This is a genomic window from Chania multitudinisentens RB-25, assembly GCF_000520015.2.
Taxonomy (GTDB): domain Bacteria; phylum Pseudomonadota; class Gammaproteobacteria; order Enterobacterales; family Enterobacteriaceae; genus Chania; species Chania multitudinisentens.
In genome coordinates this window covers 3,650,880-3,664,688 of record NZ_CP007044.2, presented here as the reverse complement: position 1 = coordinate 3,664,688, position 13,809 = coordinate 3,650,880, and the positions used below count along the sequence as shown (strand labels likewise).

Annotated in this window: 12 protein-coding genes; 11 read left to right on the top strand and 1 reads right to left on the bottom strand. The window is 47.3% G+C overall.

The window, feature by feature from the left end; all coding sequences use genetic code 11:
• Positions 1-2: 2 nt before the first annotated feature.
• The 8 genes from Z042_RS15995 to Z042_RS25205 all read left to right on the top strand — a co-directional run bounded on the left by Z042_RS15995 (position 3) and on the right by Z042_RS25205 (position 4,776).
• The gene (locus tag Z042_RS15995; protein WP_024910678.1) at positions 3-605 is read left to right on the top strand and encodes a fimbrial protein; all 603 of its coding nucleotides are present in this window, start codon (positions 3-5) and stop codon (positions 603-605) included.
• Positions 598-1,140, top strand: coding sequence for a fimbrial protein (locus tag Z042_RS15990; protein ID WP_024910679.1), 543 nt, complete (start codon positions 598-600; stop codon positions 1,138-1,140). Before Z042_RS15995 ends, Z042_RS15990 begins: the two co-directional genes overlap by 8 nt.
• The gene (locus tag Z042_RS15985; protein WP_024910680.1) at positions 1,137-1,619 is read left to right on the top strand and encodes a fimbrial protein; all 483 of its coding nucleotides are present in this window, start codon (positions 1,137-1,139) and stop codon (positions 1,617-1,619) included. Before Z042_RS15990 ends, Z042_RS15985 begins: the two co-directional genes overlap by 4 nt.
• A 10-nt stretch (positions 1,620-1,629) precedes the next feature.
• Entirely contained in the window at positions 1,630-2,100 is a 471-nt protein-coding gene (locus tag Z042_RS15980) for a fimbrial protein (protein WP_024910681.1), read from the top strand.
• Positions 2,101-2,110: 10 nt separating this feature from the next.
• Positions 2,111-2,638 (top strand): fimbrial protein, encoded by a 528-nt coding sequence (locus Z042_RS15975; protein ID WP_024910682.1) that lies wholly within the window; start codon positions 2,111-2,113, stop codon positions 2,636-2,638.
• Between the two features lie 123 nt (positions 2,639-2,761).
• Positions 2,762-3,604, top strand: a complete 843-nt coding sequence (locus Z042_RS15970) for a hypothetical protein (protein WP_024910683.1) — start codon at positions 2,762-2,764, stop codon at positions 3,602-3,604.
• Positions 3,605-3,843: 239 nt separating this feature from the next.
• On the top strand, positions 3,844-4,341 hold the full coding sequence (locus tag Z042_RS15965) for a helix-turn-helix domain-containing protein (RefSeq protein WP_024910684.1): 498 nt from the start codon (positions 3,844-3,846) through the stop codon (positions 4,339-4,341).
• A 129-nt stretch (positions 4,342-4,470) separates the two neighbouring features.
• Positions 4,471-4,776, top strand: coding sequence for a helix-turn-helix domain-containing protein (locus Z042_RS25205; protein WP_081758405.1), 306 nt, complete (start codon positions 4,471-4,473; stop codon positions 4,774-4,776).
• 16 nt (positions 4,777-4,792) lie between these two features.
• On the opposite strand, the gene Z042_RS15955 is transcribed toward Z042_RS25205, so the two are convergent.
• Positions 4,793-5,962: an HlyD/EmrA/EmrK family protein gene (locus tag Z042_RS15955; RefSeq protein ID WP_081758406.1), complete on the bottom strand. Its 1,170-nt coding sequence runs from the start codon at positions 5,960-5,962 to the stop codon at positions 4,793-4,795.
• Between the two features lie 377 nt (positions 5,963-6,339).
• On the opposite strand from Z042_RS15955, the gene evgA reads away from it, so the two are divergent.
• The 3 genes from evgA (at position 6,340) to fdnG (ending at position 13,800) form a co-directional block, all read left to right on the top strand.
• Entirely contained in the window at positions 6,340-6,972 is a 633-nt protein-coding gene (gene evgA, locus Z042_RS15950) for an acid-sensing system DNA-binding response regulator EvgA (RefSeq protein ID WP_024910687.1), read from the top strand.
• A 4-nt stretch (positions 6,973-6,976) separates the two neighbouring features.
• Complete coding sequence (locus Z042_RS15945; protein ID WP_037405771.1) at positions 6,977-10,582, top strand: response regulator; 3,606 nt, start codon at positions 6,977-6,979, stop codon at positions 10,580-10,582.
• A 167-nt stretch (positions 10,583-10,749) separates the two neighbouring features.
• Positions 10,750-13,800, top strand: coding sequence for a formate dehydrogenase-N subunit alpha (fdnG, locus tag Z042_RS15940; protein WP_071882838.1), 3,051 nt, complete (start codon positions 10,750-10,752; stop codon positions 13,798-13,800).
• Positions 13,801-13,809: the final 9 nt, after the last annotated feature.

Below are 13,809 nucleotides of genomic sequence, written 5' to 3'. Positions count from 1 at the left end.
TCATGGAAAAGAAAATATTGCCCAGCAAAACAGTCTGGTACACCGGTTGGATCAGTGGGGTACTGGTTGCCCTTCTGTCTACGGCGGTACAGGCCGCTTCGGGAATTATTGACGGCACGCAGGGGGTATTGCGGGTGACAGGAACGCTCACCGAGAGCGCCTGTCGCCTGGAAATGAACAGTGCAGACCAATCGGTCAGGCTGGGTGATGTGGGCACGGGGCGTTTGCAGCAGATGGGTGACTATGGCACACCGGTGGCAGTGCTCCTGCATTTGCAAGATTGCATACGCAGCTCGTCAAGCAACAGCGATCGGCAAGGCAACCTGACCTGGGGGGAAAGCCAGCCGGCGGTATCGCTGACTTTTTCCGGCTTGCAGGATGACAGCAATCCGCAGCTGTTCCTGGCACAGGGCGTTAGCGGTATGGGTCTGCGTCTGACGGATGCTCAGAACCATAACGTGATGCCGGGGGTCGCAGGGCGGCCACAGTTACTGACGCCAGGCAGCAATGTGCTGACCTACTACATTATGCCGGAACGTACTGGGGCACGGTTACAGGCGGGCACGTACCTGGCCTATATCAATTTCAGGCTGAGCTATGAATAGATTTTTTCACATGATCCTGAATGCTGTCGCTCCTCAGGTACTTTGGCGTAGCGTTCTCGGTACGATGGGGGGAGTGGCGCTGTGTCTGGCCCCGGTGCAGGCCAGCAACATCCTGACGCTCAACATCACGGGCCTGGTGATGAGTGGCCCTGCCTGCATATTGAATGCCAATAACGAGATTGTAGTGAAATTCAACGATGGCAACGCGTTGCAAACCACCAGTATTGACGGCAGCAACTACACGACGCCGGTGCCTTTTACCCTGAGCTGCACAGGTAATCCATCCACTCTGCGTCTGCGGTTTCAGGGAGCAGAAAGTACTTTTGATCCTACCGTACTGGCGACCAACATTACGGATTTGGGGATCAAGCTGCTGCAACCGGGTGGTAGTGCGTTGAAGCTGGGTGATTGGTTCACTTTTAACTATTCGGCCACTCCGCCTGCCATCAAGGCGGTACCGGTGAAACGCTCTGGCGCTATTTTGCCGGGTGGGGTGTTCAACGGTTCAGCAACGTTGTTGGTGGAGGTGTTATGAGTCAGAACCTGATGCCGCACTGCGCCCTGGTGCTCGCGCTGGGCAGTGTGTTACCCGCGCAGGCGGTAGACGTCAAATTCAGCGGCACTCTGGTGGTTCCACCCCCTTGTGTCATTAACAGTGGCAGCGATATCACGGTGAATTTTGCCAATGACATGTTGGTCGGGCGGATTAACGGGGTGAATTATGAAAAAACTATCCCTTATGTACTGAACTGTAGCGGAGCGACTTCTACCGCCTTGAGATTGCAATTTCAGGGTAGCGGCGCGGGGTTCGATACCAGCGTTCTGAGCACCACAAAGACAAACCTGGGGCTGGAGCTGCGCAGCAGTGGCGTGAAGTTACCGGTAAACACCTGGCTCAATTTTACCGATCCGGCCCGTCCGGTACTGACAGCAACCCCAGTAAAGGGCACTGGCAGCACCCTTGGCGGCGGGCCATTTATCGCAGCCTCTACGTTGGTGGTGGATTATCAGTAAGGAATTATCGATGAAAGGAACATCCCTCGTCCTGGCCCTTTGGCTGAGTGTGGCAATCCAGTCTGCACAGGCTGTACAGGTGAATTTTCAGGGCGGTCTCGTAGAGTCTTTACCCTGTACGATTAATGAGGATCGGCTGATTGAGGTCGCTTTTGGTGATGCGCTGATCATCCGTAACCTTGACGGAGTGCGTTACCGTAAACCGATCATCTATCAGATTGATTGCAGCGCCTTGGGGATTGTTCGGTTGAGTGTACAAGGTAACGTTGCCGGTTTTGACAATGCTGCGGTGCAGACAAACAAAACCGGATTGGGCATTCATCTGGAGCAGGCAGGGCAGGCGTTTGCCTTGAATACCCCCATTGTGGTGGACCCCGCTAATCCCCCTGCGCTGACAGCGGTACCGGTGGTGAACCCAGCCCAGTTGCCAAGCCCGGGAGCCTTTACAGCGCGTGCCACACTGCTGGCCGAGTATCAATAGGAGAGCTGTGATGAATCAATGGCAAAGAATTCTGTGCATAGCGTGGGTATTACTGCTGTCAGTACCCGTACAAGCGGTTGAGAATCTGCTCTTCAAAGGAACATTGGTTAATGCACCCTGCACGTTACGCCCTGGAAGCGAAGCCTTGGAACTCAGTTTTGGTACGGTGATCGACAAGTATCTTTACAGTAATACGCGCACGCCAACCAAACCGTTCAAGGTCTATCTGGATGATTGTGATACGGCAGTCATGACTGGGGTAAAACTGACGTTTATCGGGACTGAAAGCAGTGCGCTGCCGGGATTGCTGGCATTGGACGCCGCGAGTATCGCCCGTGGGGTGGCGGTAGGCATAGAAACAAACGGTGGTCAGGCTTTGCCGCTTAATGTCCAAGGCCCCCTGACATTGCTAGTGCCGGGGGATATGGCCGTTGCGTTGCAGGCGTATGTGCAGGCAGAACCTGCGGCCCTGGCAAACCGGGAGATAGTGCAGGGGCCATTTATGGCAACGGCGACTTTTATGCTGGAGTACCAGTAGTAGCTCTGGGAGCGTAAGGCAACCAGGGGCAACGACGTGCGTGGTTTTATGGCAGAGGGGTTATTGCGCGTGGCGTGGTGAAACCTCTGATAGGTATAGTGATGTTATATTTTGATGATAATCATGAATAAAAAATTAACCTTTGTCCAACTCGGCCTGCTTATGGCCGCCGCTCTCACCAGTGCTGCCCACGCGCAGCCACGAGTTATCATTAGCAATGCGACCGTCGGTTCGGGAGGTGTTTTTGCCCCTGCAACCGTTTCTTGGATTTCGCCGGACCTCAATTCTGAATTACCAACCAGCCTTTATCCCTACAGTGAGGGCTACCGCTATTACGGTATCGGTGTTCATATCGAAGACTGGGGTAATAATCCACCTAACTATTGGGATACCTTTACCGCTACATATTCACCCACCGTTGTCGCTATCTCTGCCACTGATACTTGGGCAACCCTTGCAGCTAAATTTATTGCCCAAGCAGGGGCAAGCGGTTCTCTGTCATTCCAGACTTACGAGCCTGCTTCGGCAAGATCTACATTTATTAAAATGTGTATCGTCGTTTTCCGCGAAAGACTGTTGTCAGTATCTTACGATGCTGTTATGCCTGACCCTATCTCCTGCAACACTATCCAACACACTCCCAATCCGGTTTCATGCGATATCGTTGGTCCGAATATCATAAACCATCAGGTCCTTAACGATTCGGCTGTCAATGGCCACACTGCGACCGTGAACGCCACCTTATCCTGCACCAGAGAGGCATCGGTGAAATTCAGAATACTGAATCAGACCGCTGATTTGGGAAATGGAATCACATCCATACTCAAAATAAACAACAGCTTGGCCCCTCCGCTCGTAACGGTCACGGGGGCAACTATCGTGGAAATCGAGTCAACCCTGCAAGCTACGGCTCCATTACCAGGCACATTTTCGGGCTCATCCACAATCATTGCAGAAATTCAATAAATTAAGGGTTGATAAGTAATTTTTGATTATTATTTTTAAATGAATCCCTCTAAGGTTTTAATAAAAGCGAGTAATATAAATATATTCTGACGTGTAACTACATGCGTAGTCTCATGCAGACATGAAAATAATCCAATGCTGATATTTTTCATTTTTTAAATGTTATATTCTAGGCCTGTAAAATACAAAGCAGTGTAGTTAATATAATACGTGAACGGTTTATTTAAAAGGAGATGGCTATGGAGTTATCTAACTCTATTATATCTGACGACTATTTTTTTATCTTTGGCCTTAGCGCTCTATTATCTCAAAAATTGGCCGATGATCGTTATTTCATTATTGATATGAAAACGGCTGACTATACAAAAGTGAAAAAATGTGCATGCCAGGCTGAAAAGGTTTTTGTGCTTATATCAAACGATCTCGATTACTACGCGTTAAGACATTTTGAGAATGTCACGATGATTCATCGGCAGAGTCAATTAAAAGATATATTTTCATGCGTCATTTTTAATGAGCCCGATTTCAGTTATCATGTGAAAAATAATATATCCACCAGAGAAAATGAAGTTTTATCCTACATGCAGGAAGGATTGGATACCCAGGAAATAGTTAAACGCTTGAGGATTAGCCCTAAAACATTTTATTCCCACCGTGCCAGCCTGATTAATAAACTTAATATTGGAAACCGTATCTCGCTTTACAAAAATATTGCCAGATTCAAAACAATAAACTAAGAATGTAATTGATGCTAAATATCCTCCTATTAAGGAATGATATGTGGCGTTGTCCTATTTTCATACTGCTGATGCATACCCCGGAAAGTTAGGGCCTTCAGTTATATGGTCAATTAAAAGAAAGTTATTATGCAAAAAACAGCAGATAGGGCAGTAATGAAACTCATTAAAAACTCCAGATTGCGAGCCGAAGTATTAGAGGACCCTCCAGTTTGCTATAATCCTCAAGAGCCTATAGAAAACAATGAATTAGAAGATATACTGTATTGTATGCGTGCCAAGGCTGGATTAACCCAGGCAGAAGTTGCCAAAAGATTGGGTCTGACACCACCGGCCGTGAGCCGTCTTGAAAAACGCTCCTTTCATGCCAGCTTTAAAACATTAAAACGCTATGCTAAGGCTTGCGGTTTTGATTTGTGTTTTTATTATAAATAAAGTCACTCCACGTCTATCACGAATCATCAGCCTCATTGTTGCAGGGAGTTTCACAATAGATATTGTCAGAACCCGTGCTCCGGCTTTTTCCCTGTGGAGCAGGTGTATTACTTTTGTGAGTGAGCAACGTCGTAGTGCGTAAACTGCCGTAGAGCAAAGTCACCTTTGAGGATAAACCGGGCCATAGTGGATATTGGGCCATTTGCAGCGGATTAATGGAAATACGTACCGAAACTCGTTGCATATCGCTAATCCAATTATTCGCTCCATTCTGATATAACAGGGCAGAAAGAGTAGGGACAGTATCCAGGTTGAACCCTTCAACTTTCCCTTCAAGAGCGACTTCACTGCCATACAGATCGGTACTGATCGATGCTTTCTGCCCGATGAAAATATCGGAGAGCTGTGTCGCTTTAAAGTTAGCGGTTACCCAGATTTGATCTACCGGTACAATAGTCATCACGATCTGTTCAGAGGCAATATTGATACCTGTAGCAACATTACGTTGAGCTACATAACCGGTCACGGGACTGCGAATCTCAGTATATTGGAGCGCCAATGAAGCTGCCTGAAACTCTTCTGTAACCTGTAACATAATCTGTTGTTGGGTAATGTCTGAAGCCAGAAGCGATCGTTGATTTCTACGATACTTTTGAATGGCAATATCCAGAGAAACTTTGCTGTTGTTAACGGCTTTGAGAGACTGCTGTAGATCTTTTTTTGATATGATTGATACACTCCTTGATTGTATCCGGCGATTGTAATCATTCAGTGCCTGTTGATATCCCATCTGGGCCTTTATAAGGCTGGTGTTATTTTCATCATTTTTAGCATAACGTTTTTTTATTTCCTTTAACGTTTCAACCTGTTTTTTTTCTGCTTTTTTATATCTGTTTATCGCTTCGGTATTATCTATATGGATAAGAATATCGCCTTTCCTGACCAAACCAGCAGACGCTGAATTTACGTAAATCACTTGCCCACTCATTTTTGATAAAATAGATACTTCATGCCCTGTAATATAAACATCGCTGGTGCTGGGCATATTACATACATTAAACGATTTCTCTGTTGCGGGAAGAAAACATAACATCAAAACAAATACCCTACAAATTAATTGCGGATTATTTGTTTTTTTTAGTGGGTGCTTAATATTATTAACGTCTGCACCATGCCGTTCTTTCATGAAAAATATCAACCCAACATAGAAATTCCCACACGCCCGAGCTTTTAATATTGAGCAATATCATGCTGCGGAGCGGTGGATGATAATACAAATAGTATCCAATAAGAGTAATCTTAGTTTAATGCTAAATATAGGGAGCTTATCAGAAAGTTTTGCAGGTCAAATCCTACAGATGAAGTCCAAGAAATGATAAAATCAATTAATATTATTTTTTCGTTGAACCAATGGAAATTATTTTAGGAGAATGTAAACTTAATCAAGCTCCGACTCATCAAAAAAGAACCTAATAACATGAGCTGACTGAGGCGAGTGTTCTTCCAAATTTGTTAATAAGTTAACAAATTTACTCAAGGTTGGAATTATAATGAGTAGGTAATATGATAAAAAACAAAAAGTTAAATGCCGTTATTGTTGATGATCACCCACTGGCCCGGATGGCTATTAAAAATCTGTTGGAAAGTGAAGGCATCAACATTGTCGGAGAAGCAGGGGATGGTGCTCAGGCGTTACTGCTTGTCGAACAAGAATACCCGGATTTGGTCATTGTTGATGTTGATATCCCAGTGATGAGTGGTATTGAAGTCGTTGAGAAACTCAGGAAGCAGGCATTTAGTCGCATTATTATTGTGGTTTCTGCCAAAAATGATCTCTTTTACGGCAAGCGTAGTGCAGATGCTGGTGCAAACGCTTTCATCAGTAAAAAAGAGGGAATGACCAACATTATTGCCGCTGTCAATGCCTCTCTTAATGGTTACAGCTATTTTCCCTTATCACTTCATACCTTTATGGGCAGCCTTTCTTCAGAGCAGGAAATGTTACAGTCACTGTCCAGCCAGGAAATTAAAGTGATGCGCTATATTCTTAATGGTGCTGATAATATGAAAATCGCATCAAAAATGTGTATCAGCAATAAAACGGTGAGCACCTACAAAAGCCGTTTAATGGAGAAACTAAATTGCAAATCACTCATAGAACTGTTTTCTTTTGCTCAACGTAATAAAATTGGGTAATGACATGACAAATAGGATAAATAAATTCTTATTCATAGTGTTGTTTATGATATTCCCGGCCCATGCGACAACGGCAGAGCCGGTGACGTTAACCCTTGCCAGTGATTATGAGCCGTTTACTCCCGCGCTTCCCTTAAGCCATTACGATCTCTTGTGGCTTGCCGCCAAGCGTTCACTGACTATTGGCGTTTATGGTACTGAAACACCGCCGCTGAGTATGAATACTTCAACGGGCCGCTACCGGGGGATGAATGCCGATTATCTGTCTTTGCTTAAAAATTCATTACAAATCAATTTAATAATTAAACACTATAACGATAAGGCGCAGGCACTAACAGCGCTCAAGAACAGCAATATCGACATGATTCTGACAACATCTGATGACGGTAAATACATACCGGCACCGTTCGTTGTTTCATTACCACTTATCCGTGCCTTTCCGACCTTAGTGACAAGCCAGACCAGCGTGATGAATCCTCTGTTCAATAATAAAGAAGAAGTGAGGGTGGCGATTAAACAGGGGTATCCTTCAGATCAGTTTATAAAAATAGTTTTTCCTAAGGCTAAAATCACTGCGTATACGGATAGTTATCAAGCACTGGCCTCAGTCGAAAATCAAGAAAATGACTATTTTTTTGGCAGCAATCTTACAACAAGCTTTATTATTTTTCGTGATTTTTATCAGTCTCTGGATATGGTTAAGTTCTGGCGGGAACCACAAGCCGGTAATCAATTTATAGTTCTGGAGAATCAAAAGCAATTATTGGATATTATCGATACCTTTATTAGCTCTTTGAGTGAGCAAACGCATAAGCAAATTGCTCAGTCATGGGTTGATACAGGTAATATCTCTTTTTTAAATAAAGCGATGAAGTTTACGCCTCGAGAGGAACGTTGGATAGCCAAGCATCCCGTATTGCGTATATTGGTCAATCCTTATTACGCACCGCTCAGCATGATGGATGACAACCATGAAATCAGAGGAGTGCTTGGCGATATTCTTAACCTGATACAGCTCCAGACTGGTTTTACCTTCCAGCCTGTCATTGCTAATTCAAACGACGACATGGTTAATATTATGCGCAAAGGTGGCTGGGATCTGGTGCCAGCTGTTACCTACAGCACTGAACGGGAAGATGAAATGTTGTTCACTCATCCGTTTATTGCTACGCCATTTGTCTTAGTCACACGAACAATGCGTGAGCAAGCCGATATTCTTATTCCGGGGAGCAAAGTTGCGATCCCTGCTTATCACACTTTGAGTGATAAGTTGAAAAAGAAATACCCTGGAATAAACTGGGTTATCGCAGAAAATACCAGTACGGCACTCAGCAAACTGATGCAGGGGGAGGTGGATGCTGTCGTCTCAACTCAGCTCGCCTCACGATTTATTATCGACCACTATTACCCCGGTAAAATGACCTATACCCGGCTCTCCGACGAATCCCCGGCACAAATTGCCTTTGCAATCCCACGCGATTCATTAGAGTTACAGAGTATTTTGAACCAAGCGTTGGATGATATACCGCCGAAAGAAATTCTCAATCTGGCTGGGAAATGGGTAAAAGCGCCGGATGTGAAAATCGGTACATGGAACCTTTACAACCGGCCATTTTACCTGGTAGTAGGTTTGGCGGTGTTGCTCGTCATCAGCAGTTTATTATGGGGAGTCTACCTTCTGCGTGCGATAAGCAGGGGAAAGGCTTCTCAGGCAGCGTTGAGCTACCAGCTGATTTTGCGCCAGACGTTATCCAACGCAATCCCTGTGCCGGTATATGTCATTACGCCTGATGGAGAGCTTGATAGTTTTAATAACGCATTCGGTGATTTTTTTACCCCTTCACTGCGTGAGGCAATGCGTTACTCACTGTTTGATCGGCGCAGCCCACTGGCGGGCATTTTCCCCGAACTTCAGCAGGAAATTAAGCAAGGTTTAATCCCTGATGCCGTCATCACCCACCAATTGGTGCTGAATAATGGTGAAGAAGAGCGCCTTATTCTGCATTGGTTAACCTCATGTCAGATGCCGGAAAATATGCCCGCTACTCTGATTTGCGGATGGCAAGATATCACTGAATCCAGACAGTTGATGGAGGCGCTGCAGGTTGAAAAAGACAAGGCCATTGATGCCAACCAAGCCAAAAGCCGTTTTCTTGCCAGCATGAGCCATGAGATCCGCACCCCCATCAGTTCCATTATGGGATTCCTTGAGTTGTTAGCGACTCACAAACAAAGTCCTGAAGAGTCCAAAGAAGCCGTTCAGTTGGCTTACAACACGGCTCAAACATTGATTGCACTTATTGGTGATGTGCTGGACATGGAAAAAATCGAGTCGGGCAATTTCACTCTTATGCAGGAATGGGTCGATCTCGAGTCACTGATCCATGCCACGGTAGCTAATTTTGAGGGGCTCGCCCGCCAGAAAAACCTGAAACTCACCGTAGATTGTCGCTTTGAACCAGGAAAAGTGCTCTGGCTAGATCCACAGGCAATGAAACAGGTGCTCGCTAACCTTTTAAGTAATGCGGTCAAATTTACAGAGGAAGGCGAGGTTGATGTCATTGCTCACACCCAGCCTTTGGGAGATGAACAGGTATATTTGTCACTCAGTGTTAGAGACACAGGTGCTGGGATCAGTGAGCAAGAGCAACAGCAGCTCTTTAAACCGTTCAGCCAGACCCTTGTCGGTAAAAGGAGTATGGGGTCGGGGCTTGGTTTGGTGATTTGCCGTGAAATGGTGGAGCATATGTCGGGGCAAATCAGCATTACCAGTCAGCCAGGGAATGGGACAACCATGACGGTCACCCTGGTGACCCGAACCTCGGACAATGCTCCAGGCGCGTTATTAATCGCAGAACAGGAAGCGGTTCTGCCTGCGGCACTTAACATTATGATTGTTGAAGATAATCCGATAAATCGCCTGTTACTTCGTCGCCAGCTGGATATTTTTGGTTACCATGTGGATGAAGCTGAAGATGGCCTACAGGCTCTTGATTTGATTAAAAAACAGGATTACGACCTGCTGATTACTGACCTTAATATGCCGAATATGGACGGCATTACGCTGACACAGCGGGTAAGGGAGATCAACCAACAGATCATTATCTGGGGATTAACCGCCAATGCGCAGACAGATGAAAAAGAGCGCGGCCTTGCAACAGGTATGAACCTTTGCCTATTTAAGCCCGTTGATCTGCAACAGTTAAAAACGGCATTAAGCGGCGTGCGTACCCCTGCATACCGGCACTTGCTGGAAGATTTCATTGATATGCCAACATTAGAGGCGCATAGCCTGGGTGATAAGACGTTGATGTGCCAGATGTTGGAACAGTCGCAGTTTGAGAATGACCAGGATTTGGCCGCTGCATTGCAGGCACTGGAGCAACAGGAATGGGCGTTATTACAGCACCATTTGCACCGCATTAACGGCACAATGCAGATCCTTGGGGCGACAGCGTTGCACCTGATGGCCGAAAAGTTGGAAAACACCCTGGCTGACGGGCAATATGAATCCATAACGATTAAAGAAGAAATGTTGCAGCTTGAACAGCAAATCATGATGTTTAATGCTGCAATTGAAACTTATTCCAAAACCACCAGGGAGGAATAATTTTATTTCGCCCTGCAAACCATTTTGAATGGTGGCTTTTATTTCATTCAAGGAGCTGCCGATGATGCTAACTTGTTGCTAAACAGTGTTAAAGCTTAATGCAAAGTGTAAAAATAACCGTATAATCATTGTCCCTTTTCCTGTCTTAAGTTTAAGCTGGAGGTTCAATGGAGCTCAGTCGCAGGCAGTTCTTTCGCATCTGCGCGGGCGGTATGGCAGGGACAACCGTAGCATCACTTGGTTTTCTTCCGTCGTTTTCCGCTCACGCCGAAACGCGTCAATACAAACTCTTAAAAGCAAAAGAAACCCGTAATAATTGCACTTACTGTTCCGTCGGGTGCGGTCTTCTCATGTACAGCCTCGGGGACAACGCCAAAAACGTGCATCAAAGTATTTATCACGTGGAAGGTGACCCCGATCATCCCGTCAGCCGCGGTTCGCTGTGCCCGAAAGGCGCCGGGGTGCTTGATTACATTCATAGTGACAACCGCCTGCAATATCCTGAATATCGTGCTCCAGGCACGGATAAATGGACCCGCATCAGTTGGGAATATGCCATAGACCGTATCGCACGATTAATGAAAGACGATCGCGATGCGAATTTTATCGAGAAAAATGCTCAGGGTGTCACCGTTAACCGCTGGACGACCACCAGCATGCTGTGTTCTTCGGCCGCCAGCAATGAAACCGGCATTCTCGACGGCAAATTCACCCGGGCGCTCGGCATGGTATCTATCGACTGCCAGGCACGCCTGTGCCATGGCCCGACGGTGTCGGCACTGGCTCCCACTTTTGGCCGTGGCGCGATGACCAATAACTGGGTAGATATCAAAAATGCCAATGTCGTGCTGATTATGGGCGGCAACGCGGCGGAAGCGCACCCGGTCGGATTTAAGTGGGTCATTGAAGCTAAAATTAAAAACAATGCCACGGTGATCGTTGTCGATCCGCGCTTCAATCGCAGCGCATCCGTCGCCGATCTGTATGCGCCGATCCGCGCCGGTTCTGATACGGTGTTTCTGCTGGGTGTGATGCGCTACCTCATGGAACATGACAAGGTACAGCATGAGTATGTGCGCCATTACACCAGTGCCAGCCTCATTATCCGAGACGATTATGCTTTTGATGAAGGATTGTTCAGCGGTTTTGATGCGGAAAAACGGCAGTATGACAAAACGAGCTGGAACTACGAACTTGATGATAATGGTTATGCCCGGCGTGACGAAACCTACAGCCACCCGCGTTGCGTATGGAACTTACTGAAAGAGCACGTTGCGCGCTATACCCCGGAAATGGTGAATCGCCTGTGTGGCACTTCGATCAAAGATTTCACTCGGATTTGTGAACTGCTAGCCAGTACCAGTGCGGCAGATCGCACTGCGACAATTTTGTATGCCCTGGGCTGGACCCACCATTCAGCTGGCGCACAAACGATCCGTGCCGCTGCCATGTTGCAGCTTCTGCTTGGCAATATCGGTATGGCCGGGGGCGGGGTGAATGCGCTGCGCGGGCACTCCAATATTCAAGGATATACCGACCTGGGTTTACTCTCCACCAATCTGCCCGGTTATATGCCCTTGCCCTCAGAGAAGCAAACGGATTATCAAACCTACATTTCACAGATTACTCCTGCCGCTCTCGGAAGCCATGAAGTGAATTACTGGCAGAACACGCCGAAATTCTTCGTCAGTATGATGAAGAGTTTCTGGGGAGAACATGCCACGGCAGAAAACAACTGGGGTTATGACTGGTTGCCGAAATGGGATCGCCTTTACGATGTGATGACCCAGGCAGAGCTGATGATTCAGGGCAAGATCAACGGCTATATCGTGCAGGGGTTTAATCCGCTGGCGGCGTTCCCAGATAAAAACAAATCTGCCAAAGCGTTGGCACAATTAAAATATCTGGTGATTATCGATCCGCTGGTCACGGAGTCCTCCAACTTTTGGCAAAATCATGGCGAAATGAACGAGGTGCGCCCGCAGGATATTCAAACCGAAATCTTCCGGCTCCCGTCATCATGTTTCGCTGAGGAAGATGGCTCTATCGCTAACTCCGGCCGCTGGCTACAGTGGCACTGGGCGGCGGCGGAACCGCCAGGTGAAGCGCTGCACGATGGTAAGATCCTGGGGCGTCTGTTTATGCGGCTGCGTGAATTGTATCAACAGGAAGGGGGAGCAAATCCACTTCCCGTACTCAACATGTCCTGGGACTATCACGATCCGCGCGATCCTCATCCTGAAGAAGTTGCCCGTGAAGCTAACGGTAAAGCCTTGCGTGACATCGTTGACGAAAATGGCCAAGTCATTGTCAAAAAGGGCCAGCAACTGAGCAGTTTTGCGCAGTTAAAAGATGATGGTTCTACCAGCAGCTACTGCTGGGTGTATTGCGGATGCTGGACAGAGCAGGGCAACCAGATGGCTAACCGGGATAACAGCGATCCTCATGGGCTGGGCTGTACCCCAGGATGGGCGTGGTCTTGGCCCGCTAACCGCCGCATCCTCTACAATCGCGCCTCCGCCGATCCAGCGGGAAAACCCTGGGATGCAAAACGAGCCTTGCTGCACTGGGATGGCAAACGCTGGGCCGGGATGGATGTTGCGGATTACAACCAGGCCGCGCCGGGCAGCAATACTGGGCCATTTATCATGAACCCGGAAGGGGTTGGAAGGCTGTTCTCCCTGGATAAAATGAACGATGGCCCTTTCCCGGAACATTACGAACCGATTGAGTCACCGATTGGCACCAACCCGCTTCACCCCAATGTGATATCGAACCCGGTAGTGCGCATCTTTAATGACGACCGTGCCAATATGGGGCAGGCGGATGAATTCCCTTATGTGGCAACTACCTATTCCATCACTGAGCTGTTTCGGCACTGGACCAAACATGCGCGCCTGAATGCTATTACGCAGCCGGAGCAATTCATCGAAATCGGTGAAGTTCTGGCTAAAGAGAAGGGCATTGTGGCGGGCGACATGGTCAGGGTGGTATCTAAGCGAGGGTTTATCAAGGCTAAAGCGGTGGTTACCCGGCGGATACAACCGCTGACAATTGACGGCCAAAGGATCAACACCATCGGCATTCCCTGTCACTGGGGTTTTGAAGGCGCCACGCGAAAAGGGTTCCTTGCTAATACGTTAACCCCCTCCGTCGGTGATGCGAACTCGCAGACGCCGGAATATAAAGCGTTCCTTGTGAACGTGGAAAAGGTGTAACGGAGACGA

Excerpts from the sequence above, each read along its gene's own strand:
- Z042_RS15970 (WP_024910683.1), top strand. The coding sequence starts at position 2,762 with ATGAATAAAAAATTAACCTTTGTCCAACTCGGCCTGCTTATGGCCGCC.
- Z042_RS15980 (WP_024910681.1), top strand. The coding sequence starts at position 1,630 with ATGAAAGGAACATCCCTCGTCCTGGCCCTTTGGCTGAGTGTGGCAATC.
- fdnG (WP_071882838.1), top strand. The coding sequence starts at position 10,750 with ATGGAGCTCAGTCGCAGGCAGTTCTTTCGCATCTGCGCGGGCGGTATG.
- Z042_RS15955 (WP_081758406.1), bottom strand. The coding sequence starts at position 5,962 with ATGAAAGAACGGCATGGTGCAGACGTTAATAATATTAAGCACCCACTA.
- evgA (WP_024910687.1), top strand. The coding sequence starts at position 6,340 with ATGATAAAAAACAAAAAGTTAAATGCCGTTATTGTTGATGATCACCCA.
- Z042_RS15945 (WP_037405771.1), top strand. The coding sequence starts at position 6,977 with ATGACAAATAGGATAAATAAATTCTTATTCATAGTGTTGTTTATGATA.
- Z042_RS15990 (WP_024910679.1), top strand. The coding sequence starts at position 598 with ATGAATAGATTTTTTCACATGATCCTGAATGCTGTCGCTCCTCAGGTA.
- Z042_RS25205 (WP_081758405.1), top strand. The coding sequence starts at position 4,471 with ATGCAAAAAACAGCAGATAGGGCAGTAATGAAACTCATTAAAAACTCC.
- Z042_RS15975 (WP_024910682.1), top strand. The coding sequence starts at position 2,111 with ATGAATCAATGGCAAAGAATTCTGTGCATAGCGTGGGTATTACTGCTG.
- Z042_RS15995 (WP_024910678.1), top strand. The coding sequence starts at position 3 with ATGGAAAAGAAAATATTGCCCAGCAAAACAGTCTGGTACACCGGTTGG.
- Z042_RS15965 (WP_024910684.1), top strand. The coding sequence starts at position 3,844 with ATGGAGTTATCTAACTCTATTATATCTGACGACTATTTTTTTATCTTT.
- Z042_RS15985 (WP_024910680.1), top strand. The coding sequence starts at position 1,137 with ATGAGTCAGAACCTGATGCCGCACTGCGCCCTGGTGCTCGCGCTGGGC.